This is a genomic window from Amycolatopsis sp. NPDC057786 (assembly GCF_042797905.1).
Taxonomy (GTDB): domain Bacteria; phylum Actinomycetota; class Actinomycetes; order Mycobacteriales; family Pseudonocardiaceae; genus Amycolatopsis.
Map to the genome: position 1 here is coordinate 31,591 of NZ_JBHVKW010000058.1, position 21,058 is coordinate 52,648.

General features: G+C 69.3%; 28 protein-coding genes. 12 read left to right on the forward strand and 16 right to left on the reverse strand.

Going from position 1 to position 21,058, the window contains the following annotated elements; genetic code table 11:
- Window positions 1–24: 24 nt before the first annotated feature.
- The 8 genes from ACFVM3_RS26085 to ACFVM3_RS26120 form a co-directional block, all read right to left on the reverse strand.
- Window positions 25–348 carry a hypothetical protein gene (locus ACFVM3_RS26085; protein WP_378442569.1) on the reverse strand — a complete coding sequence of 108 codons (324 nt, stop codon included), beginning with the start codon at window positions 346–348 and terminating at the stop codon, window positions 25–27.
- Window positions 345–551, reverse strand: a complete 207-nt coding sequence (locus ACFVM3_RS26090) for a DUF397 domain-containing protein (protein ID WP_378442571.1) — start codon at window positions 549–551, stop codon at window positions 345–347. Before ACFVM3_RS26090 ends, ACFVM3_RS26085 begins: the two co-directional genes overlap by 4 nt.
- Before the next feature lie 197 nt (window positions 552–748).
- Window positions 749–1,582 (reverse strand): helix-turn-helix domain-containing protein, encoded by an 834-nt coding sequence (locus ACFVM3_RS26095; protein WP_378442573.1) that lies wholly within the window; start codon window positions 1,580–1,582, stop codon window positions 749–751.
- Between the two features lie 61 nt (window positions 1,583–1,643).
- A complete protein-coding gene (locus tag ACFVM3_RS26100) occupies window positions 1,644–1,865 on the reverse strand; it encodes an acyl-CoA carboxylase subunit epsilon (RefSeq protein WP_378442575.1) in 222 nt (73 codons plus the stop codon).
- Complete coding sequence (locus tag ACFVM3_RS26105; RefSeq protein WP_378442577.1) at window positions 1,862–3,499, reverse strand: acyl-CoA carboxylase subunit beta; 1,638 nt, start codon at window positions 3,497–3,499, stop codon at window positions 1,862–1,864. The genes ACFVM3_RS26100 and ACFVM3_RS26105 overlap by 4 nt, the downstream gene beginning before the upstream one ends.
- 286 nt (window positions 3,500–3,785) lie before the next feature.
- Window positions 3,786–4,451: a response regulator transcription factor gene (locus ACFVM3_RS26110; RefSeq protein ID WP_016331341.1), complete on the reverse strand. Its 666-nt coding sequence runs from the start codon at window positions 4,449–4,451 to the stop codon at window positions 3,786–3,788.
- Window positions 4,448–5,599, reverse strand: a complete 1,152-nt coding sequence (locus ACFVM3_RS26115; protein WP_378442579.1) for a sensor histidine kinase — start codon at window positions 5,597–5,599, stop codon at window positions 4,448–4,450. Before ACFVM3_RS26115 ends, ACFVM3_RS26110 begins: the two co-directional genes overlap by 4 nt.
- A gap of 68 nt (window positions 5,600–5,667) precedes the next feature.
- Window positions 5,668–6,438, reverse strand: a complete 771-nt coding sequence (locus tag ACFVM3_RS26120; protein ID WP_378442581.1) for an NAD(P)H-dependent oxidoreductase — start codon at window positions 6,436–6,438, stop codon at window positions 5,668–5,670.
- Window positions 6,439–6,481: 43 nt separating this feature from the next.
- Between ACFVM3_RS26120 and ACFVM3_RS26125 the strand changes: the two genes are divergently transcribed.
- From ACFVM3_RS26125 to ACFVM3_RS26145, 5 genes are read left to right on the forward strand one after another with little or no spacing between them, the layout of a single operon-like run.
- Window positions 6,482–7,492: a GlxA family transcriptional regulator gene (locus ACFVM3_RS26125; RefSeq protein WP_378442583.1), complete on the forward strand. Its 1,011-nt coding sequence runs from the start codon at window positions 6,482–6,484 to the stop codon at window positions 7,490–7,492.
- 52 nt (window positions 7,493–7,544) lie between these two features.
- Window positions 7,545–8,243 (forward strand): lysoplasmalogenase family protein, encoded by a 699-nt coding sequence (locus tag ACFVM3_RS26130; protein WP_378442585.1) that lies wholly within the window; start codon window positions 7,545–7,547, stop codon window positions 8,241–8,243.
- Window positions 8,244–8,302: 59 nt separating this feature from the next.
- Entirely contained in the window at window positions 8,303–8,620 is a 318-nt protein-coding gene (locus ACFVM3_RS26135; protein ID WP_378240864.1) for an ArsR/SmtB family transcription factor, read from the forward strand.
- Window positions 8,617–9,054, forward strand: a complete 438-nt coding sequence (locus tag ACFVM3_RS26140; RefSeq protein WP_378442587.1) for an SRPBCC family protein — start codon at window positions 8,617–8,619, stop codon at window positions 9,052–9,054. Before ACFVM3_RS26135 ends, ACFVM3_RS26140 begins: the two co-directional genes overlap by 4 nt.
- A gap of 4 nt (window positions 9,055–9,058) precedes the next feature.
- The gene (locus ACFVM3_RS26145) at window positions 9,059–10,816 is read left to right on the forward strand and encodes a prolyl oligopeptidase family serine peptidase (RefSeq protein WP_378442589.1); all 1,758 of its coding nucleotides are present in this window, start codon (window positions 9,059–9,061) and stop codon (window positions 10,814–10,816) included.
- On the opposite strand, the gene ACFVM3_RS26150 is transcribed toward ACFVM3_RS26145, so the two are convergent.
- From ACFVM3_RS26150 to ACFVM3_RS26170, 5 genes are all read right to left on the reverse strand, one after another.
- Window positions 10,813–11,238 carry a VOC family protein gene (locus tag ACFVM3_RS26150; protein WP_378442591.1) on the reverse strand — a complete coding sequence of 142 codons (426 nt, stop codon included), beginning with the start codon at window positions 11,236–11,238 and terminating at the stop codon, window positions 10,813–10,815. The genes ACFVM3_RS26145 and ACFVM3_RS26150 overlap by 4 nt on opposite strands.
- A 57-nt stretch (window positions 11,239–11,295) precedes the next feature.
- Window positions 11,296–11,919 carry a LysE family transporter gene (locus ACFVM3_RS26155; RefSeq protein WP_378442593.1) on the reverse strand — a complete coding sequence of 208 codons (624 nt, stop codon included), beginning with the start codon at window positions 11,917–11,919 and terminating at the stop codon, window positions 11,296–11,298.
- A gap of 469 nt (window positions 11,920–12,388) precedes the next feature.
- Complete coding sequence (trxA, locus tag ACFVM3_RS26160) at window positions 12,389–12,724, reverse strand: thioredoxin (protein WP_378442595.1); 336 nt, start codon at window positions 12,722–12,724, stop codon at window positions 12,389–12,391.
- Window positions 12,725–13,120 (reverse strand): MerR family transcriptional regulator, encoded by a 396-nt coding sequence (locus tag ACFVM3_RS26165; protein WP_192746662.1) that lies wholly within the window; start codon window positions 13,118–13,120, stop codon window positions 12,725–12,727.
- A 42-nt stretch (window positions 13,121–13,162) separates the two neighbouring features.
- Window positions 13,163–13,558: a nitroreductase/quinone reductase family protein gene (locus ACFVM3_RS26170; protein WP_378442597.1), complete on the reverse strand. Its 396-nt coding sequence runs from the start codon at window positions 13,556–13,558 to the stop codon at window positions 13,163–13,165.
- Between the two features lie 27 nt (window positions 13,559–13,585).
- Between ACFVM3_RS26170 and ACFVM3_RS26175 the strand changes: the two genes are divergently transcribed.
- Window positions 13,586–14,416 (forward strand): alpha/beta fold hydrolase, encoded by an 831-nt coding sequence (locus tag ACFVM3_RS26175; RefSeq protein WP_378442599.1) that lies wholly within the window; start codon window positions 13,586–13,588, stop codon window positions 14,414–14,416.
- On the forward strand, window positions 14,395–14,952 hold the full coding sequence (locus ACFVM3_RS26180) for a histidine phosphatase family protein (protein ID WP_378442601.1): 558 nt from the start codon (window positions 14,395–14,397) through the stop codon (window positions 14,950–14,952). The genes ACFVM3_RS26175 and ACFVM3_RS26180 overlap by 22 nt, the downstream gene beginning before the upstream one ends.
- On the opposite strand, the gene ACFVM3_RS26185 is transcribed toward ACFVM3_RS26180, so the two are convergent.
- The 3 genes from ACFVM3_RS26185 to ACFVM3_RS26195 form a co-directional block, all read right to left on the reverse strand.
- Window positions 14,949–15,419 carry a hypothetical protein gene (locus tag ACFVM3_RS26185; protein ID WP_378442603.1) on the reverse strand — a complete coding sequence of 157 codons (471 nt, stop codon included), beginning with the start codon at window positions 15,417–15,419 and terminating at the stop codon, window positions 14,949–14,951. The genes ACFVM3_RS26180 and ACFVM3_RS26185 overlap by 4 nt on opposite strands.
- A gap of 55 nt (window positions 15,420–15,474) precedes the next feature.
- On the reverse strand, window positions 15,475–16,086 hold the full coding sequence (locus ACFVM3_RS26190; protein ID WP_378442604.1) for a gamma carbonic anhydrase family protein: 612 nt from the start codon (window positions 16,084–16,086) through the stop codon (window positions 15,475–15,477).
- A 72-nt stretch (window positions 16,087–16,158) separates the two neighbouring features.
- On the reverse strand, window positions 16,159–17,274 hold the full coding sequence (locus ACFVM3_RS26195) for a C40 family peptidase (RefSeq protein ID WP_378442606.1): 1,116 nt from the start codon (window positions 17,272–17,274) through the stop codon (window positions 16,159–16,161).
- Between the two features lie 80 nt (window positions 17,275–17,354).
- Between ACFVM3_RS26195 and ACFVM3_RS26200 the strand changes: the two genes are divergently transcribed.
- The 5 genes from ACFVM3_RS26200 (at window position 17,355) to ACFVM3_RS26220 (ending at window position 21,010) form a co-directional block, all read left to right on the forward strand.
- Complete coding sequence (locus tag ACFVM3_RS26200; protein ID WP_378442608.1) at window positions 17,355–18,179, forward strand: biotin--[acetyl-CoA-carboxylase] ligase; 825 nt, start codon at window positions 17,355–17,357, stop codon at window positions 18,177–18,179.
- 97 nt (window positions 18,180–18,276) lie between these two features.
- Window positions 18,277–18,852 (forward strand): PH domain-containing protein, encoded by a 576-nt coding sequence (locus ACFVM3_RS26205; RefSeq protein WP_378442610.1) that lies wholly within the window; start codon window positions 18,277–18,279, stop codon window positions 18,850–18,852.
- Window positions 18,852–19,784, forward strand: coding sequence for a hydroxymethylglutaryl-CoA lyase (locus ACFVM3_RS26210; RefSeq protein ID WP_378442612.1), 933 nt, complete (start codon window positions 18,852–18,854; stop codon window positions 19,782–19,784). The genes ACFVM3_RS26205 and ACFVM3_RS26210 overlap by 1 nt, the downstream gene beginning before the upstream one ends.
- Window positions 19,785–19,937: 153 nt before the next feature.
- The gene (locus ACFVM3_RS26215; RefSeq protein ID WP_378442614.1) at window positions 19,938–20,738 is read left to right on the forward strand and encodes a TNT domain-containing protein; all 801 of its coding nucleotides are present in this window, start codon (window positions 19,938–19,940) and stop codon (window positions 20,736–20,738) included.
- Window positions 20,735–21,010 carry a hypothetical protein gene (locus ACFVM3_RS26220; protein WP_016331362.1) on the forward strand — a complete coding sequence of 92 codons (276 nt, stop codon included), beginning with the start codon at window positions 20,735–20,737 and terminating at the stop codon, window positions 21,008–21,010. The genes ACFVM3_RS26215 and ACFVM3_RS26220 overlap by 4 nt, the downstream gene beginning before the upstream one ends.
- Window positions 21,011–21,058 lie beyond the last annotated feature (48 nt).

Genomic DNA, 21,058 nt, shown 5'->3' on the forward strand with positions numbered 1-21,058 from the left:
GACGGTTCTAACCGTCCCTACCACTCACGAGGTCAGCGGTCTCGGCCCGATTTCGCGTTCGAGGAAGCGGTGGTACTCGATGGCCGCGATCGAGTTCTCGAGCTGTTCGAACGTCGGGGCGGGGAGCGCGCCGTTGAAGACGATGGTGAGGCTCTTGCGCGGGATGTTGATGACGTACGGATCGACGTCGAGTTCTTCGCAGTGGCTCCGCAGGACCGCGGTCCAGTGGTCGAGGTCCTCGTCCTCGCCGAGGTGCTCCCATCGCGCGACGATCCACTTGCCGTTGATCAGCTGGCCCGCCATCTCCCGCGGATCGTGGACCATGTACGGCTCGGCGACGTCGTTCATCGTCCGAGGTGTTCGAGGAGCGCGGCGAAGGACTCGGCCGGGAGCACCAGGATCGGCCGGGTCTCGTCCAGCATCGCCCACTGTTTGGTGTCCCGGATGCCGACCAGGCCGGGCGCGGCGCCGACCTCGACGCAGGCGTTCTCTTCCCAGTGCGTGTAGGTCGACTTGTGCCAGCCGGTCATGTTCTCGTGCCAGGTGGTCATCGGAGGCCCTTTCCCCAGTGACTGTTTCGGCAAGTAGACGGGTTGCGCGGCAGCAAGGTTGGCGAGATCGGGTGATCTGTGCCCGTTGGTCGGTGAACGGCTTCGGTGATCGCGTTCGGCGCACGAAAGGGGACCTTCACCGACAGCTGCTTTACTAACGATGCACTCTCGGAGTGCATAGCGCAAAGGGTCTTAGGTCACCGAAGTGAATCGGCCGCGAGCTGTCGGTAGTCGGCGGCGATCCGCGACAGATGCGAGCAGGCGCTGTCGCCGTAGGTGGCGTAGTGCTCGACTTCGGTGAAGTTCTTCTCGTAGTCGGCCACTTCGCGTTCGTCCGTGACGAGCGCCGTGGCCGTCTGGGTCCCGAGGAGTACCGCGCGCGAGTCGTAGATGTCGAAACCGTGGAGGACCGGGACCGAAACCGGTGCGGTCCACGGGATCACGCCCAGCCGTACCCGTCCGCGCCGGGACACCTCGATGAGGTGGTCGAGCTGGGCGAGCATCGTCGCCGCGCCGCCCATGTTCCAGCGCAGGGCGCCTTCGGTGAGCACGAAGTGGAACTCGCGGCTGGAGTCGAGGATCCGCTGACGCTCCAGCCTGGCCTCGACCGTCTGGTCGCGTTCGTCGGCGGGCAGCGAATCGCCGAACAGGGCGGTGATGTAGTCGCGGGTCTGGAGCAGGCCGAACACGATGGTCGGCTGGAAACTCCGGATCCGGGCGGACGCCGTCTCGATCTTGCCGATGCGCTGCTGCATCCGCCAGGCACCGCGCTGGAGGACGACGCGGGCGGACGCCGCCTCTTCACGGAGGTCCCGCGTGATCGCGACGAGCGCCCGACGGACCTTCGCGGGCGCGCGGTAGACGCGGCACAGCGCGACGACCTGATCCTCGGTCGGCATGAACGCGCCGGTTTCGACCCGCGACACCTTCGACTGACTGAGACCGGTGAGCCTGGCCGCTTCGGTACCGGACAACCCGGCGGCTTTGCGCAGACGGCGCAATTCGGTGGAGAGGTGGTCCTGGTTCGTCACGCACGGCTTTCTGGGGCGATCGCGGTCGGCGGTTCCGTCACGATAACCCGCGAAGCCGGTTTCAGCGAGGAAGCGCCGAAGCCCGCCAAGCCCCTTCGCCGGGCTCGAGCGGAGCCCGCACCAGCGACGCCTTGTCCGCCCACCACGAATCCCGTTTCGGGGCCGGTTCCGGCGCCCGCGCACCAGCCGCCGCCGCTGCGACGACGGCGGTCAGCGCGGCGAGTTCGGCGTCGTCCGGGTTGCCCCGGACGACGCGCAGCAGCGGGGTTTCGGGCGCGGTCACAGCGGGATGTTCCCGTGCTTCTTGGGCGGCAGCGTCTCCCGCTTGCCCTGGAGCAGCGAGAGCGCCTTCGCGATGTGGCCGCGGGTGTGCGCGGGCACGATCACCGAGTCGACGTAGCCGCGCTCGGCCGCCGCGTACGGGTTCAGGAGCGTGTCCTCGTACTCCTGGATCAGCTCGGCGCGCAGCGCGTTGACGTCCTTGCCGTCGGCGGCGGCCGCGGCGAGGGTCTTGCGGTGCACGATGTTCGCCGCGCCCTGCGCGCCCATGACCGCGACCTGCGCCGTCGGCCACGCCAGGTTGATGTCCGCGCCGAGGTGCTTCGAACCCATGACGTCGTACGCGCCGCCGTACGCCTTGCGGGTGATGACGGTGACGAGCGGGACGGTCGCTTCGGCGTAGGCGTAGATCAGCTTCGCGCCGCGCCGGATGATGCCGTTCCACTCCTGATCGGTGCCGGGCAGGAAACCGGGGACGTCGACGAAGGTCAGCACCGGGATGTTGAACGCGTCGCAGGTACGCACGAACCGCGCGGCCTTCTCGGACGCGTCGATGTCGAGGCAGCCGGCGAACTGGGTCGGCTGGTTCGCCACGATGCCGACGCTGCGCCCGTCCACCCGGCCGAAGCCGACCAGGATGTTGGGCGCGAACAGTTCGTGCACCTCGAGGAAGTCGCCGTCGTCGACGACGCGGGTGATGACCTCGTGCATGTCGTACGGCTGGTTCGGCGAGTCCGGGATCAGCGTGTCGAGTTCCCGGTCGGACTCGGTGACGTCGTCGAAGAACCCACCAGGGGCCGAATCCGTCTCGACCAGCGGTGCTTCGGACAGGTTGTTCGCCGGCAGGAACGAGAGCAGGTCCTTGACGTACGCGATCGCGTCCTCGTCGTCGGAACCGAGGTAGTGCGCGTTGCCCGAACGGGTGTTGTGCGTGCGCCCGCCGCCGAGTTCCTCGAAGGAGACCTCTTCGCCGGTCACGGTCTTCACGACGTCGGGGCCGGTGATGAACATGTGGGAGGTCTTGTCGACCATCACCACGAAGTCCGTCAGCGCCGGCGAGTAGACGTGTCCGCCCGCGTTGGCGCCCATGATCAACGAGATCTGCGGGATGACGCCGGACGCCTTGACGTTGCGGTTGAAAATCTCGCCGTACAGCCCGAGCGAGACGACGCCTTCCTGGATCCGCGCGCCGCCGCCCTCGTTGATGCCGATGATCGGGCGGCCGGTCTTGATCGCCAGGTCCATCACCTTGACGATCTTCTCGCCGTACACCTCACCGAGAGAACCGCCGAAGACCGTGACGTCCTGGCTGAACACGCACACCGGACGCCCGTCGACGGTGCCGTAGCCGGTGACGACGCCGTCGCCGTAGGGCCGGTTCTTCTCCTGGCCGAAGTTCACCGAGCGGTGCTTCGCCAGTTCGTCGAGTTCGACGAACGAGCCCTCGTCCAGGAGCAGGTCGATCCGCTCGCGAGCGGTCTTCTTGCCCTTGGCGTGCTGTTTCTCCACCGCCCTCGCGGAACCCGCGTGGACCGCCTCGTCATACCGGCGGTACAGGTCGGCCAGCTTGCCGGCCGTGGTGTGGATGTCCGGTTCGTCCTCGGGCGGCGTCCCGAGCGGCTCCGTCGCACTGCTCATGAATCGGCAGCCTAGCTACTCGACGGTCACTTCGCGTGTGGCGTAGGCAACGTCCGTCACCGGATCGACCCAGGGGGTGGGGGGCCGGTGTGGGGTGTCGCGAAAGCCACTTTCAGGACATCAGACGTCGCGAAAGTGGCTTTCGCGACACGTCCGTGGGGCTTGGCGCCGGTCAGGGAGCAGCCGCCGCCCGAAACGGAGGCTTGGCGTGACTGGATGGACGACACAGGTGATCCGACGGACGACACGCGTGACCGGATGGACGACACGCGTGAGCGCGTGGACGTCACTGGACGGAGGCGCGCACCAGCCCGGACTCGTAGGCCGCGATCACCAGCTGCGCCCGGTCCCGCGCCGCGAGTTTGTGCAGGAGGTGGCCGATATGCGTCTTCACCGTCGCCAGCCCGAGATGCAGGGTCCCGGCGATCTCGTCGTTCGACAGTCCGCGCGCGATCAGGCTCAGGACCTCGCGTTCGCGGGTGGTGATGTTGTCCAGCGACGCCGCGACGCGTTGCCCGGGCTCGGGCAGCCGCGCGAACTCGGCGATGAGCCGTCGCGTGATCGACGGCGCGAGCAGTCCTTCGCCCGCCGCGACGACGCGGATCGCGGTCAGCAGCTCGGCGGGCGGGGTGTCCTTCAGCAGGAATCCGCTCGCGCCCGCGCGCAGCGCCGAATAGACGTAGGCGTCGAGGTCGAAGGTCGTCAACATCAGCACGTGGACGCCTTCGGTGGCGGCCGACGCGCAGATCCGCCGGGTCGCTTCGATGCCGTCCAGCTCGGGCATGCGGACGTCCATCAGCACGACGTCGGGGCGCTCCTTCTCGGCGAGTTCCGCCGCCTCCGCGCCGTCGCTCGCCTCCCCGACGACTTCGAGGTCCGGCGCGCTGTCGACGAGCACGCGGAAACTGCCGCGCAGCAACGCCTGGTCGTCGGCGATCAGTACGCGGATCATCGTGTCCCCACTTCCTTGGCGGCGTACGGCAGCCGCGCGAACACCCGGAATCCCCCGGCGGGCAACGGGCCCGCTTCGAAGTCACCACCGTAGACGGCGACGCGTTCGCGCATGCCGATCAAACCGTGCCCGCCGGGCGTCGACGGCGAGCCTTCGCCGCGCCCGTCGTCGACGATTTCGACGCTGACCTCGCCGGGGCCTTCGGTGATCGTGACCCGGCAGGCCGACGGTCCCGCGTGCTTCACGACGTTGGTCACCGCCTCCTGCGTGATGCGGTAGACCGAAAGCGCGACACCTTCGGGGAGGTCGTCCACCACTTCGCCGGTCAGTTCGACCCGCACCCCGGCCTGTCCGGCGCGTTCGGCTAGGGTCCGCAGGTCGGCGAGTTTCGGCGCGGGGCCGAGCGCGGCCTCGGGCGTCCCGTCACCGGAACGGAGGACGCCGAGCATCCGCCGGAGTTCGACGAGCGTCTCGCGGCTGGTGAGCTCGATGACCCGCAGCGCTTCGCGGGCTTCTTCCGGCTGTTCCTTCGCGACGTGGTTGCCGACGGCCGCCTTGACCGCGATCAGGCTCATGCTGTGCGCGACGACGTCGTGCATCTCGCGGGCGATGCGCAGCCGTTCGTCGGAAACCGCCTGATCGGCTTGGGTTTCCGCGAGCTGGGCCAGGTTCGCGCGCCGCTGCCGCGTCATCCAGCCGAGTGCCCACGAGCCCGCCACCCCGCCACCCGCGAAGGCCGTCGACGCGATCGTGTTCGGCCCGAGCCGCAGCAACTCGAAGATCATGACGACGACCAGGCCGAGGCCCATCGCGATCAGCGAGCGGGCGCGTGGGTATTCCAGCGCCACCGTGTACAGGGCGCACGCGGTGGCCAGGAGCGCGGCCGGGCCCAGTCCGTTGCCGGCGAGCAGGGCGGGCACCAGGCTGCCGAGGCCGAGGCCGTAGGCGATCAGGGGCCGGTGGCGCCGCAGCGCGATCGCGATCCCGCAAGCGGCGACCGTCGCCCAGGCGAGCCATATCGGGATCGCGATGAGGAACGTCCAGGTCCTCGCGGCCAGGTTCCCGCCGACGGCCACGACGAGCACCAGCGCGAGGAGCGCGTCGATCGCGTACGCCACCCGCTGGGGGAGCGCCGACGGCTGTTTCATACGGCGAACTTAACCGGACATGCGGCACACGCGCGTCCGTCCGGCGGAGGTCATCCCCAGGGTGGAGATCATCGGGACAGATGGACGCCGATCCCGCGCTGTCCCGGCGCGAGTTCCTCACGCAGCACCAGATCGTCGTCGTAATCGCCTCCGTTCTGGTGCCGGAACGGGATCGGGTCCTGAGTGGCCAGCGTCCGCAACCGCTCGCGCAGCGATGCCGCGGCGGCTTCGTACTGCTCGGGCGAGACGCGGTCGGCGCCGCAGATCGTCAGCGGGGGAAGGACGGACATGCCCGCGTACCAGAGTGTCCCGTGCTGCAACGGGAACAGCAGGTCGCCGATTTCGCCGTTCACCCCGCGCGGGCCGATCGTGGCCTCCGGCGCCCCCGCGGTCAGCACGACCATGGCGCGCTTCCCGGCCAGCGCCCCTTCGCCGTAGCGCGCCGTCCGGCCGTCGGGACGCTGGACGCCGTACGCGAAACCCTTGACGAAGACGCGGTCGAACCAGCCCTTGAGGATGGCGGGCATTCCGTACCACCACAGCGGGAACTGGATGATCACGGTGTCCGCCCACGCCAGTTTCTCGTGTTCGGCGCGGATGTCCTCGCCGAGTTCGCCGGTCTCGAAGGCGTTCTTCGACGTCGAGCCGACGATGAGCCGGTCCGGGGAAGCGGCCCGGCCGAAGTCGTCGGCGTCGACGACGGCCTTCCATTTCATCGCGTACAGATCGGATTCCCGGACGTCGGCACCCTGCGCGCGGAGGGCGCGCAACCCCTCGTCGCGCAGCGAGCCACCGAGGGACCGGGGTTCCGGATGGGCGAAGATCCACAACACGTTCATGGTCCCACCGTCGCGCGTTCTCCGTGCCGGGACGAGTGGCCCGATGGACAACATGTGCAAGAATCGGGCCATGGGCTTTTTCCCGCATCCCGGCCGTCATCGGGTCGCCGTGCTGGTCCGCCACGGAATGCTGGTGATGGAGCTGGGTATCGTCACCCGGCTGTTCGGTACGGCCAAGTCACCCGACGGCGAGCCGCTCTACGAGGTCGTCACCTGCGCGCCGGAACCGGGGCAGATCCGGACCGACGCCGACGTCACGATCTCGGTCGCGCACGGCCCGGAGGTGCTGGCCGAGGCCGACACCGTCGTCATCCCGGCGTCGTCCACCGAATACGAGCCGTCGGGGCACGACCTCACCGAGCCGCTCGCGCGGGCGCTGGAGCTGATCCGGCCGGAGGCGAGGATCGCGTCGATCTGCACGGGTGCCTTCGTGCTCGCCGCCGCCGGCTTGCTCGACGGCCGGAAGGCGACCACGCACTGGCGTTCGGCGCTGGATTTCCAGGCGAAGTTCCCGAAGGTCGACCTCGATCCCAACGTGCTCTACACCGACGACGGGAACGTGCTGACCGCGGCGGGCGTCGCGTCCGGGATCGATCTCTGCCTGCACATGATCCGCTGTGATCACGGTGCCGCGATCGCGAACGAGGTCGCGCGCGGAACGGTCGTCTCGCCGCATCGCGAGGGTGGGCAGGCGCAGTTCATCCGGCGGCCGGTGCCGGAGCCGCAGTCCTCCTCGACGGCCGCGGCGCGTGCTTGGGCGCTGGAGAACCTCGACCGGCCGCTGACACTGCGCGAGCTGGCGGCGAAAGAGGCGATGAGCACGAGGACGTTCACACGGCGGTTCCGCGACGAAGTCGGGATTTCGGCGTTGCAGTGGCTGACCCAGCAGCGGATCGAACGTGCCCGTCAGCTGCTCGAAGAGACCGATCTGCCGGTGGACAAGGTCGCCACCGAAGCGGGCTTCGGCACCGCCGCTTCGCTGCGCCAGCATCTGCAGGCGGCCTTGGGGGTCTCGCCGAGCGCGTATCGGAACACCTTCCGCGAAGCGGTCTGAACGCAGCTGACCTCCTGGTAACTTACCCGGAAATAAGTTCCGGAGGTGGTCTGTGAAAGCCCTCAAGTTCGCCGAACGGGTGTTGTTCGGCGCTGCCGCGATCGGCACGGTGTACTCCGCGAGGTCAGGCAATCGGAGGCTGCGACTCGCGACCAAGCCCGCCGCGGTCCCGGTGCTCGCCGCCAGGGTCGCGCGTTCGCGGGGGCTCGCGCCGGGGGAGAAGGGCCTTCTCGTCGCCGCGTTGATCGCGGCGGGTGCCGGCGACCACTTCATGGGCCGGTCCGATGAGGACGGTCAGCTGATCAGGGGCGCGACGTCGTTCGGTGTGATGCAGGTGCTGTACTCCGCGCTGCTGTGGCGTCGCGGTGCCCGCCCGCGCGCGGCGACCGCGCCGCCCCGGCTGGCGGCGTGGGCCGCGGCCGCGGTCGCGATGGCGTTGCCGAAGCCGTCCCCGGTCTCTTCGGTGCTTTCGGTCTACGGAGGCCTGCTGAGCACGACGTCGACCCTCGCGGCCGACCCGGTGCTGGCGCCGAAGGCCAAGGTTTCGGGCGGGATGGTGGTCCCGTCGGGTGATCGCCGCACCTGGATAGCCGCCGGCGCGCTGCTGTTCTCGGTGTCGGATCTGGCGATCCTGATCCGCCGCAACTTCGTCACCAGCGAGCGGGTGCGTGCCAATCTCGAAACCTTCGTGCTGACGTCGTACCTCGCGTCGCAGTGGCTGCTCGTCGAAGGCATGACCGCGGAAAGTTAAGCACTTACTTGACTATCGCTCGACGAGGGCGGATAGTTAAGCATGTGCCTAACCAACGCATGGACCAGGTGTTCAAGGCGCTTTCCGACGGAACGCGCCGCGAAATGATCGAGCGCCTCACCCGGGGACCCGCCTCGGTGGGGGAGCTCGCGCAGCCGTTGTCGATGTCGCTGCCCGCCGTGATGCAGCACCTCCAGGTGCTGGAGGCCAGCGGGCTCGTCCGGTCGGAGAAGGCGGGGCGTGTTCGCACCTGCCACCTCGAACCGGACGGCCTGCGGATGGCCGAGGACTGGCTCGGCGGGCAGCGCACCGGCTGGGAACACCGGCTCGATCGCCTTGGCGGCTTTCTGGACTCCGACGAAGGGAAACGGTCATGACCGTCAAACACGCCACGTTCTCCCTCGAGCGCGTCTACCCCGTGGCGCCGGAACGCGTTTTCGCGGCTTGGTCGGACCCGGCCGCGAAGGCCGGCTGGATCACCGTGCCCGGCGGCGGGCACTCCCTGGACTTCCGGGTCGGCGGCCGTGAGGTCATCACCGGCCCCGCCGAAGGCGAGCGGATGGTTTTCGAGGCCCGCTACGAGGACATCGCGGAAAACGAGCGGATCGTCTACGCGGGGAAGCTCTCCGCGGACGACGTCCTGGCGACCGTTTCGGTCACGACGATCCTGCTCGAAGCGGAGGAAGGCGGCACCCGGCTGACGTTGATCGAGCAGGGCACCTTCCTCGACGGCCACGAAGAACCGGCATGGCGCGAGCAGGGCACGGGTGACTGGCTCGATGCGCTGGGGAAGGCTTTGTCGGCAGGATGAACCCATGCTGACCGCTGAGCTGATCGTCGACAGCCGCTTCCCCTCGGATCCCGTGCTCTCCCCGGACGGGCGGTGGGTCGCCTACCAGGTCGACACCATCGCGAAGGGCGTCCCCGAGATCTGGCTCGCGGAAGGCGATCGGCAGCCTCGAAAGGTGGCCGAGGGCTCTTCGCCGAAGTGGTCATCGGATTCCCTCTACTTCCTCCGGGACGGGCTGATTCACACGGAGGACGGGCCGCTGTTCGCCTGGCGGAGCGAGATCACCGGGTTCCTCCCGATGCGCGACCGGATCGTGTTCATCGCCGAGGACGAGACGCCCGCCGCCGGAATCTGGGTCTGGAGTGAGAGCCTTCGCCCGGCGCGGCTGCGGAGTTTCGACCCGGGAACCGGTGAGATCACGACGCTGCTCGAAGACCACGTGGTCGCCGTCGCGGGTCGCCAAGACGACAAAGCACTCGCCGTGGTGACCTGGCCGACCCCGGAACTCGATCACGGCGCGCTCGACCCCCGGCTTTCCTTGCTGGACCTGGAAACCGGGGAACGGCGTGACCTCGGCCGGGCCGCGCTCGAAGCCGCCTGTCCCGTTTGGTGGCGGGACGAGGACGGCTGGCACGTCGCGTACCTCGGGAATCCGGAACCGGTGGGTGGCAGGGCGGTCTTCGACGTGCCCGTGGAAACGGGGGAACACCGGAACCTGACACCGGAGTCGGCCTGTCCGGTCAGGCTCGCGCAGGTCGATTCCGGTGCTCCGCTGATGCTCGTCGCCGACGGCCTCGACACGGCCCTTCACCGGCTCGGTTCCGGCGAAGTGTCGTTGTGGCGCGGACAAGCCGATGCGCTGGCCTCGAACGGCGAAATCGTGGTCATCGTGCTGAGCACCGCTCATCGTTCAAAGGATGTCCATTGTGGACCTGTTGGTGGTGCCCTGACGCGGGTCAGCGACACGGCGCCGGAGTTCGCCGAGATTCGCTGGGGATCGCAGGAACGCTTGTCCTACAAGGCTTCCGATGGCCTCGCGCTGGACGGACTGCTCGTTCTGCCGCCGGGAAAGACCCGGGCCGATGGACCTTTCTCGTTGATCACGCGGGTCCACGGCGGACCGTACGACCGGTCCGCGGACGGCTTCATGCTTGGCTGGTACCCGTCGGCGCAATGGCTGGCCTTGGCGGGCCACGCCGTCTTCCTGCCGAATCCCCGTGGGGGACAAGGCCATGGGCACGAATTCGCCGCTTCCGTCGCGGGACGGGTGGGTCTGGAGGAATGGAGCGACCTCGAGACAGGGATCGATCTCCTCGTCGCCGAAGGAGTGGCCGATCCGGAGCGGCTCGGGATCGCGGGCGGGAGTCACGGCGGATTCATGACGGCTTGGGCCGTCGGGCAGACCCACCGGTTCAAGGCGGCGCTGATGGTCGCCGGGATCTGTGACTGGGGAATGCTCGCCGCGACCGGCGAACTCGGCCCCATGGTGGAAGCCGGGCACGGCGGGAGTGTCGGCTGGGAAGGGACAGGCCCGCACCGGCATGATCAGCTCAGCCCGATCTCCTACGCGTCGAAGATCGAGACCCCCGTGCTGATCGTGCACGGTGCGGACGACACCAACGTCCCGTTGTCCCAGGCGGAATTCTTCCACCGCGCGCTACGCCACTTCGGCGTCGAGCACGATCTCGTCGTCTATCCCGGCGAAGGCCACAGGATCTCCGAACGGGCACACCAGCTGGATCTCCTTCGCCGCACCCGCGAGTGGTTCGCGCGGTTGCTTTAGCTTTGCGGGGCTCCGAAGACGTACGTGCCGAAGGTCCATTCGTAACCTTCGAGATCGTCGACGCGGCAGCGGTAGTTGCCCCATTCGGTATCCGCCGGTTCCCAGACCGACGTCGCGCCGGCTTCGATGGCGGAGGCGTAAACGGCGTCCACGGCTTCCTGCGTCGGAAGGCTCACGTAGAGGCCGTGGCCGACGGTTTCGCCCTTGCGTGCCGGGCGGTCGTAGTCCTCTTCCGCGCTGAACACGACGATCCCGACCGCGCCGAGCCGTAGTTCCGCATGCAGGATCAGGCCTTTGTCGTCGGGGAACTCCATGACGGTCTCGAAGCCGAAGGCGCGTTCGAGCCAGCGGAGGGCCTTGGGGGCGTCGCTGTAGGCGAGGTAGGAATGGAGGGAGGCTGAGCGTTCCTGGGTTTCGGTCATGGGCACAGCCTCGCAACCGATGCGGACAACCACGGTCCTCGATTCCCGGCTGTTTCTTCACCAGAGCAGCCGCAGGCCGAGCACGGCGATGAGCGCGCTCGACGCCAGCGCGGTCACCAGCCGCCCGCGGCGTCCGGTCAACGCCTTGCCGAGTACGGCGCCGCCACCCGCGAGGAGCACTTGCCAGCTGGCCGAGGCCGCGAACGCCGCCGCCACGAAGACCACGTGTTCCGCTCCGCTCGCGGCGGCCATGTCCTCGCTGCCGAGTACGAGCGCCGCGAAGTAGACCACCGTCATCGGGTTCAGCAGCGTGATCCCGAGGAGGCTCACGTAAGCCTTCACCGGCCCGATCACGACCGGCTGTGTCACCTCGGAATTCGCGGAGGCACGGTGGTTCCGGATCCCGCTGAGTCCGATGTGGACGGCCAGTGCGAGCAGCACCACCATCGATGCCCAGCGCAGCGGTACGGCGATCGGTTCGATGACGGGGATGAGCCTGCCGCCGCCGAGAACCGCGACCAGGGCGTACAACCCGTCGGCCGTGGCGACCCCGAGCGCGGCGTACGCGCCGATCTTGAGCCCCGACCTGGCCGTCAGTACCACGAGATAGGTCCCGACCGCGCCCACCGGGATGGCGATGCCGTAGCCGGCGAGCAGGCCCGCGACGAGCGCGGCGTTCACGGTCGGACTGGTGTCGGCCTCCGCCAGGACCCGGCCTGCTGCTGCACTCGCACCCGTCGGACGACGGAGGACGGGGTCAGGAAGGCGAGGGTCGAAGTCATGGGAGAAGGATGCGAACGGACGGCCGCTCGCGCAACACAATTACTTCAGCGTGCTGGGCGGCGGTGAGGTGAAAGCGCCCTTCACCGCGTCCGATGGGGCGAAGGCGCCCTTCACCACGTCCGATGGGGCGAAGGGCGCCTTCACAACCAGGTCTGCGGTGAAGAGCCCTTCGCCCGGGTGGCGGGGTGGAGCGAAGACGTAACTCGCGTGATCAGGTGCGTAACTCGCGTGTTTGGATGCCGCACTCGATGTCCGGCGTCCGATCACCCGAGTTCCGTCTCCAAGCACGCGAGTTACATGTCTGATCACGTGAGTTACGCGCCTGATCACGCGAGTGCGGTGTGACGTCTCCCCAGTGCCATCTCACTCACGAGAGAGCGGGCTGCAGAGCGGCGTCCAGGTCGGCCAGCAGCTTGGCCTTCGGCCGCGCCCCGACGGTCGTCCACACTGGACTCCCGCCCCGGAAGAGGATCAGCGTCGGCAGCGACATGACCTGATAATTCCGTGCCGTGAGCGGATTCTCGTCGGAATTGAGCTTGCGGATGAGCAGCGAGCCGGCGCGTTCCTCGGCGATCTGTTCGAGCACCGGCGCGATCATGTGGCAGGGCGGGCACCATTGCGCCCAGAAGTCCACCAGGACGGGCGTGTCCTGATCGAGGACGAGCTCTTGGAAGGTTTCGTCGGTGACGACGGAAAGGGTCATTCAGGCCTCCTCGTTTCGCGGCACGACGACGCACGGCCCAGGCGGCGTTTTCAGCGCGCCCGCCAGCTTGGTCAGCAGGCTTTCCCGCACGTCGTTGAGCCTGGCCAGACAGGCGTCCACCTCGGCGAGTTTGCGTTGGTAGACCTCGATCGAATCGGCGCACGAGTCGCCCGTCTCGTGCCCGGCGCGCAGGCACTCGACGAACGGCCTGGTGTCTTCGAGGCTGAGCCCGACCGCTTGCAGGGTCAGGATCTCGTTCACCAGGCGGTAGTCGTCCTCGTCGTACTCCCGGTAGCCGTTCGACGCGCGCCGTGCGTCGAGAAGCCCTTGTGACTCATAGAAACGCAGCGCGCGGGTGGTGGTTCCGGTACGCGCGGCGAGTTCGCCGATCCGCATGGAGCCGAGCGTAAACCTTGCCCTTGGCGTCAAGGCAAACGTTCAGTCGTCGAGGTCGACCCGGATGGTGAGGAGGTTCGTGCCGATCGCCCGCACGGCGGCGCTGTTGACCGTGGGCAGGGTCTTCAGCCGGGCACGGGCGTCGTCGTCGGGCAGCAGGCGCGCCGTGCCGGTGTGCCACCGCCCCTTGAGCCGGAGCCGGACCCGCGGATCGGCCTGGATGTTGCGGACGTACTGCGACTTCTCGCCGAACTCCGAGACGATCCAGAACGAGCGGCCCACCCGGCGGCCACCGATCGGCGTCCGCCGCGGCTCCCCGGACCTGCGGCCGGTGGTCTCCAGGATCGGCTGCGCGGGCAGGCGGCCGAGGATCGGGTTGCCGACGTGACGCTGAAGGGTCGTCGCCACGCGGTGCTTGATCTCGTGATAGCGGGACATGGCTCCAGGGTGCCCTACGCTCGGGCCATGGTGAACGAGTCCGACGTGGACCTGGGGGACGGGACCACCCTGCACACGTACGACACGGGCGGGACCGGGCGGGTGGTCTTCTGGCACCACGGCGCCCCGAACATCGGCGCCCCGCCGGTTCCGCTGTTCGCCGCCGCCGAGCGGCTCGGGTTGCGGTGGGTCTCCTACGACCGGCCCGGTTACGGCGGTTCCTCGCCGCGGCCCGGCCGCGATGTCGCGTCGGCTGCGTCGGACGTCGAGAAGATCGCCGACGCCCTGGGGATCGAGCGGTTCGCGGTCTTCGGGCATTCGGGAGGCGGACCGCACGCGTTCGCCTGCGCGGCCCTGTTGCCGGAACGGGTGACGGCGATGGTCTGCGTCGCGAGTCCGGCTCCGTACGACGCCGAGGAGCTGGACTGGTTCGCGGGGATGGGCGCGGCGGGAGCCGGCTCTCTGCGGGCGGCCGTGGCGGGCCGGGAGGAAAAGGAGCGGTACGAGGCGACCGCCGAATACGACGCCGAGATGTTCACCCCGGCGGATCACGCGGCTCTGGCGGGTGACTGGAACTGGGTGCTCGACGTGGTCGGCCCCGCGGTCGAGGACGGGCCCGGCGCGCTGATCGACGACGATCTCGCGTACGTCGCGCCGTGGGGCTTCCGGCCGTCCGACGTCCAGGCCCCGGTCCTGATTCTGCACGGTGGCGCGGACCGGATCGTGCCGGTCGCGCACGGCGAATGGCTGACCCGGCAGTGCGCGACGGCGGAGTCGCGCGTCTTTCCCGAGGACGGGCACGTCTCGGTGCTCCGTCATGGGGAGGCCGCGCTCGAGTGGCTGGCCGAGCGGGCGTGAGCTGCGAGGTCGTCCTGGTCCGGCACGCCGAGTCCGTTCCGCCTTCGCCGGGAAAGCCCGACGATCCGGAGCGGCCACTGACCGCGGCGGGCGTGGCGGCCGCGGAACTGCTCGCACACCAGCTCGCCGCGATGAAGCCGACGGCGGTCGTGTCGAGTCCGTACCGGCGAGCGGTCGCGACGGTCGAGCCCGCGGCCAGGAAGGCCGGGCTCGAAGTCACGACCCGCTGGGAACTACGCGAGTGGGACTCGGGCCTGGAACCGACACCGGACTACGCCGTGCACTACGAGCACAGCTGGGCGGATCCGGATTTCGCGCGCCCGGGTGCCGAGAGCCTGCGGCAGCTGACGGCGCGCGCGATGGCCGCCGTCGATCGGCTCGCGGCGGAGCACGACGGCGGTGTCGTGCTGGTGGGCAGTCACGGAACCTTCGTCTCCCGCTTGCTGGCCGGGGTCAGGCCGGGGATCGGCTGGTCGTTCTCCCGGGACATGCCGATGCCCGCCGTTCACCGGCTGCGCTGGACACCCAGCCGCTAAGCGACACCGAACGCCGTGTCGAGCGCCTTCTCGTACTGCCGCCGCGAGAACGTCAGCTCACCGATGCCGCCGTAATCCCAGTCCCGGTACGTATTGCGGAGAGCCGACCAAGTCACCGTGTCGTCGTCGGCCACGATCTTCGCCACCAGTGCCCAGCAGTCGTCGATACCGCAGGTGCACCCCAGCAAGAGGTGCTCGTCGTCTTCGACGCCGTGCGGAACGCGATCCGGCGCTCCACCGAGGAGATGCTCGACGGAAAGCCTCGTCGAGGGAGCGTAATCCCCGGCGAGCAAGGGCGCGGGTTCCGTCGGGAATTCCTCGGCGCGCTCCTTCTGTTCCGCGAGCGCGCCGGGAAGTTCGGCCTCGCGCACCAGCTCCAGAAACGAAACTCCGTCGATCAGGAACTGAAGCGACGTTTCCCGCTCGGCCGGTCTCGTGGAGATCCTGCGGAACTCGATCGAACGCATGGGCGCCACGGTAATCGCCGCTGCCGGAGCCCAGGAGTGTCTTGGCCGGTTGAGGTCAGAGCACGACGTCGTCCTGGTGGGCACCGAGCTCGGCCGAGCGTGTTTCGGTGGCGTGTTCGGCGCGCCGGATCCGGTCGGTCCAGGTCGCTGTGGCTCCGAACGCGGTTTCGGCGAAGCCCACCTCGCGGATGGCGTCGGGCAAGGCCGGGTCGCCGGGGGCGAGCAGCCGGATCGGGTCGCCCAGCGCGACCGTGAAGGGCGGCACGAAGTACTCGGCCGGGGTCTCGGCGCGCGCGTGCACCAGGGCACCGACCGCGACGGTGGTGCCCTCGGCGAGCCGCGCGGTCTGCAGCACGGTCACCCCTGTCGCCAGGTAGGAGCACCGGCCGACCGTGCAACCCAGCAGGGTCGCGTGCGGGCCGACGAGTACGTGATCTCCGACGTCGACCGGTTGCGGTCCGGCCACCGCGGACGCGCGGAGCACGGCGTGCTCGCCGATGATGCTGTATTCGCCGACCGTCACCCGTGAGCCTTCGGCGTCCAGCACGGCGCCCGACAGAACACGTGCGTGGGCGGCCACTTCCACGTCCCCGATGAGGGTCGCGGTCGGTGCCACGTAGGCGTCGGCGTGTACCCGGGGCTCCCGGTCACGGTGTCGAATGCGCATGTCCGGACGCTACGAAAGGATCACCGGCGTCGCTGGCGGCTTTCCGACGTGGCGTTCGGCGGTGGTGCCGGTTCAGGCCGCGGGCCGTCCTGCACCCGTGTAGTCGTCGCCCTTCGAGTGATACGTGTGGATCTGGACCGCCTGGCCCTGGGTGGGCGCGTTGATCATCAGCCCGTTCCCGAGGTACAGCCCGACGTGGTGGATCCGCGTCGCCGGGTTGCCGTAGAACACGAGGTCGCCGAGCTTCGGTTCGCCGGACACCTGCGGCAGCGCCCGGAACTGGCTGTCCGCGGTCCGGGGGAGCGAGATCCCGGCTTCGTCATAGGACTTCTTGGTCAGGCCGGAGCAGTCGAAGCCCGCCGCGCCCGCCTCGGGGCCGTTGCCACCCCACACGTACGGGAGGCCCAGCTGGCCGAGGGCGAACCGCGTCGCCTTCACGGCGGGGCTGCCGGCCCGCGCCGGGTCGAGGGACAGGGTCGCGTACAGCTGAGCGTTGCCAAGGACACGCTGGCGGAACAGTTCGGCGTCGTTGCCCTTGCCGCCCTGGTAACCGGCGATGGCCTTCCACCAGCCGTTGCCGCCGCCGAGGTCGGCTCCGGAAGCGCACAGGGCGCGGCCGGCGGCGACCGACGCGGAGTCGGGATCGGTGAGCGCGGGTTTCGCGATACCGGGGATCGACGCGCCATGCTTCTTCCACTGCTGCGCCGACAGGCCGAGCGGGTTGTCGCCGCCGCGTCCGTGGTTCGAGCTCGCCGCGCCGATCCCGGCGAGGGTGACCCAGGACAGGTGACAGTTCGGCTGCTCGCCGCGCAGCGCCAGTTCGCCGTTCGCGTATCCCATGAGCGACTTCGCAGGGATGTCGAGCGCCCCGGCGAGCTTGTTGGCCCACTCTTCGAGCGGCCGGGCGCCCTTCGGCGTCTCCTGCGCCTTCACCGGCGCGCTGACTTCGAGCACCGACGGGCCCGCGCCGCCGCCGACGGTGGCCGGATCCTGCTTAGCGGCCGGAACGGGAATCGGCTGGCGCCCGTCCGCCGGCACGGGATCGTTGCCGCCCGCGAGCAGCCAGCCCGCCGTCGCGAGCCCCGCGACCAGGGGGAGGGCGACCAGGCCGCGCATCGCCACGCCGTGCGCCCACGACTTCTTCCGGCTGGTTTCGGGCGCGCTCGGGGCCGGGTCGGGCTCAGTCACGCCGTCCAGGTTATTGGAGACCACCTCTGGGTAACGAGCGAACGCCTTGCACGTTAGGGGGACTCTCATATTCTGGACGAATGAGTGAGTCGGGAGTGCTCGACGCAGGGCGTCTGGGTGCCACGCTGTCCGGCCGGTACGCCGCGATCCAGATCGTGGCGAGTACCGGGTCCACCAACGCCGACCTGCGGGAAGCCGCCGCGAAGGGCGCCGAAGACCGCACGGTGCTGATCGCCGAAGAGCAGACGGCCGGAGTCGGCCGCCGCGCGCGGCAGTGGGCCTCGCCGAAGGGATCGGGCCTCTACGTCAGTGTCCTGCTGCGTCCCGGCGGCGTCCCGTTCGCCAATTTGGGTTCACTTTCCGTCGTCGCGGGTCTCGCGGTCCGTGAGGTCGCCGCGGGACTCGGCGTCGACGCCGTCCTCAAGTGGCCGAACGACGTCCTCGCCGGTCCCGAGCGCGCCAAATGCGCGGGCATCCTGGCGGAGGCCGTCGCCGGCGACGACACCACCGTGATCCTCGGCATCGGCCTGAACGTGCTCCCGCTCGGCGAGAACGTCCCTGCCGGGCCCGGCGGCCTGCCCGCGACCTCGCTGGCCGAGCAGGGTGCGACGGAGACCGATCGCGCCGAGATCGCCTCGCGGTTGCTCACCGGCTTCGACGAGCTCGAACGGCGCTGGCGGCTCGCCGGCGGGTCGCTGGCCGAGGCCGGGTTGCTCGGGGACTACCGGCGGTACTGCGCCACGCTGGGCCAGGACGTCGAGGTCCAGCTGCCCGACGGCTCGGCGCTGACCGGACGCGCCGCCGACATCGATCCCGCCGGTCAGCTCCAGGTCGACGTTCCGGGTGGTGAGCGGTACACGGTGTTCGCCGGCGACGTCGTCCACGTGCGGCCCGCCAAGGCCTGATCCGTGTGTCTCGATTTCCGGCGTCTCCTCTTCCGCCGGGACCGTTCGCCGGTACGGTGAGCTCACCAGCGCCGAACACACTTTGGGAGCGTCCGTCGTGGCCTATCCGGACGATTTGCTCAGCGAAAACGAGCACGTCGTGGTGCACAGTCACCCGCATTTCAAGATGCTGATCTTCCCGTTCCTCGCGCTGATCATCACCCTCGGCGTGGGGATCTGGCTGGCCGTCGTCGCGAAGGACGCGGCGGCCCCGTGGGACCTGATCTCCGAGATCGCGATCGCCGCGGTCGGGCTCGGTCTCGTCGTGTGGCTCTTCCTGGCACCGTTCGTCCGCTGGCGCACGACGCATTTCATCGTGACCACGGACCGGCTGATCGCCCGTGAAGGTGTGCTCAAGCGGACCGGGATCGACATCCCGCTGTCGCGGATCAACAGCGTCCAGTTCGAGCACGGACTGCTGGACCGCGTGTTCGGCTGCGGCACGCTGGTGATCGAGTCCGCTTCGGACGAACCGCTGAAGTTCGACGACATCCCCAAGGTCGAGCGGGTGCACACGGTCATCTATCGCGAAGTCAACGACAACCCGTACGACGACTTCGCGCCGGGTGCGCCGCAGCAGACCGAACCGCTTCCGCCGCAGGGGCACCCGCCGCGCGGAAACCGGCGCCGCTGATGGGCACGCGAGAGCTGGGGCTGCCCGACCGCGTCCCGTCGGCGGCCGCGTTGCCGGAGCGGGTGACGATCTGGGAGGTCGGTCCGCGTGACGGTCTCCAGAACGAGAAGTCGATCGTCCCGGTCGAGGTCAAACTGGAGTTCCTGGACAAGCTCGCCGCCGCCGGGCTGACCACGCTCGAGGCGACCAGTTTCGTGAGCCCGAAGTGGGTGCCGCAGCTGGCCGACGCCGAGCAGCTCCTGGCCGGGCTCGAAAAGCGCGAAGGCGTCCGGTACCCGGTGCTCGTTCCGAACGAACGCGGGCTGGACAGGGCGCTGGAGGCCGGGGTCTCGCATATCGCGATCTTCGCCAGCGCCACCGAAACCTTCGCCAAGAAGAACCTCAACTCGACGGTGGACGACCAGTTCGCGATGTTCGAGCCGGTCGTCACCAGGGCGCGGGCCGAAGGTCTCGACGTCCGCGGGTACGTGTCGATGTGCTTCGGCGATCCGTGGGAAGGCGCCGTCCCGGCCGCGCAGGTCGCCGGAGTGGGTAAACGACTCCTCGACCTCGGCTGCTCGCAGCTCTCGCTCGGCGACACCATCGGCGTCGCCACCGCGGGCCAGGTCGAGGCGTTGATCGGGCAGTTCGCCGACGTCGGCACCCTTGCCGTCCATTTCCACGACACCTACGGCCAGGCGCTCGCGAACACACTGGCCGCCCTCCGCTGCGGTGTGTCCACTGTGGACTCATCCGCCGGCGGCCTCGGCGGCTGCCCGTACGCCGAGTCGGCCACCGGGAACCTCGCCACCGAAGACCTCGTGTGGATGCTCGACGGTCTCGGCGTCGAAACCGGTGTCGATCTCGACGCGCTGGTCGCGACGAGCAAGTGGATGGCCGGGAAGCTGGGCAGGCCGAGCCCGTCCAGGGTGGTCAACGCGCTCGCCGGATGAGGTTCGCGGAACCTGGCCGAGACGTCCGCGCGGGCCTTGACGCGCTTTCGGGTATCCGCCGACGAGAACGCCGGTCGGCGCTAAGGTCGTAACGCGTCCTGTCCGCTGCCTCCCCCGTTCACCGGTGGGGTCCGATTCCTTGGGGGAGGTGCGGTGACCGATCCGAGCGAGGCCGGAACGGGCCCGATCCGGCTGCCTGCCGAGTACGACGCCCCGACCCCGCCGCACGGGGCGCGCGCTCCGTACGCGCCTTCGCCGTGGCCGCCCGCGGTGGCGCCGCTGCGAGTGCCGTTTCCGCCCCAGCCCGTCGCTCCGCCGCCCATGGGGGCCTTGCGGACCGAACGGGAGAGCGTGATCGCGCTGTTCCTCGTGCACATGTTCCCCATCGGGCATCTGCCGGTCGCGATGGGAAAACCCGCGCGCCAGCTGCCGCTCCCCGAGGGCGGCTCCGGCCCGCGGGACCACCCCGAGGCGGACGTGCTCGACGACCTGGACGCGTTGTCCCACGTCAGCAGCGGTTTCCGGCGCTCGCCGACGGCTCCGGGCGTCGCGCCACCGGCGGAGTTGACCAGGGGACACGATCCGTGGGGCGGAATGTCCGAAGAGGACTGGAAAGCGCGTTTCGTGACCGGAACGGGCTATCTGTGGCCGGACGGCGCCGATCCGGCGAGGCCGGTGATGCTGGAAGTGGGCACCCATCTCGACCGCTTCGGGGATCAGCACGGCCGGGTGTTCGCCGAGGACGCGACCTTGTTCTCGATGCGCTCGCTGCCACCCGATCAGGTCACCTCGTATCGGCGTTACCGCGTCGTGCGGCCGCTGCCGGTCTGGCGCTCGGTGACCGCAGGATGGTTCGGCCAGCCCGGCGGCGGGGTGCGTTTCCACACGGTGCTGGGCGCCGATGAACTCGTCACGCTGGGCTTCCTGGCGGACGTCACGGGGGAGGTTCGGTGAACACGGGGACGATCCTGCGGTGGCTGGCCGCACTGGGCGTGCCGCCCGAAGTGGTGTCGGTCGGCGCGGAGGCGGACAACGCGTGGTGCCTCATGCGCACCGAGGAGGAAGGCGCCGAGCCCGCCTGGGAGGTCTTCTGGCGTGAGCAGGGCAACCGGTACGACTGGGCGCGGTTCACCAGCGAACAGGTCGCCTGCCACTACCTCTTCGGCCGCCTCGCGTGGTCGCAGGTCGCGCGAGGCGCGGTCGGCCTTCTTCCCGGGGCGCAGTGACCGTCTTGGTCGACGCGTTGCGAAAGCCACTTTCGCAACGTTGAAGGT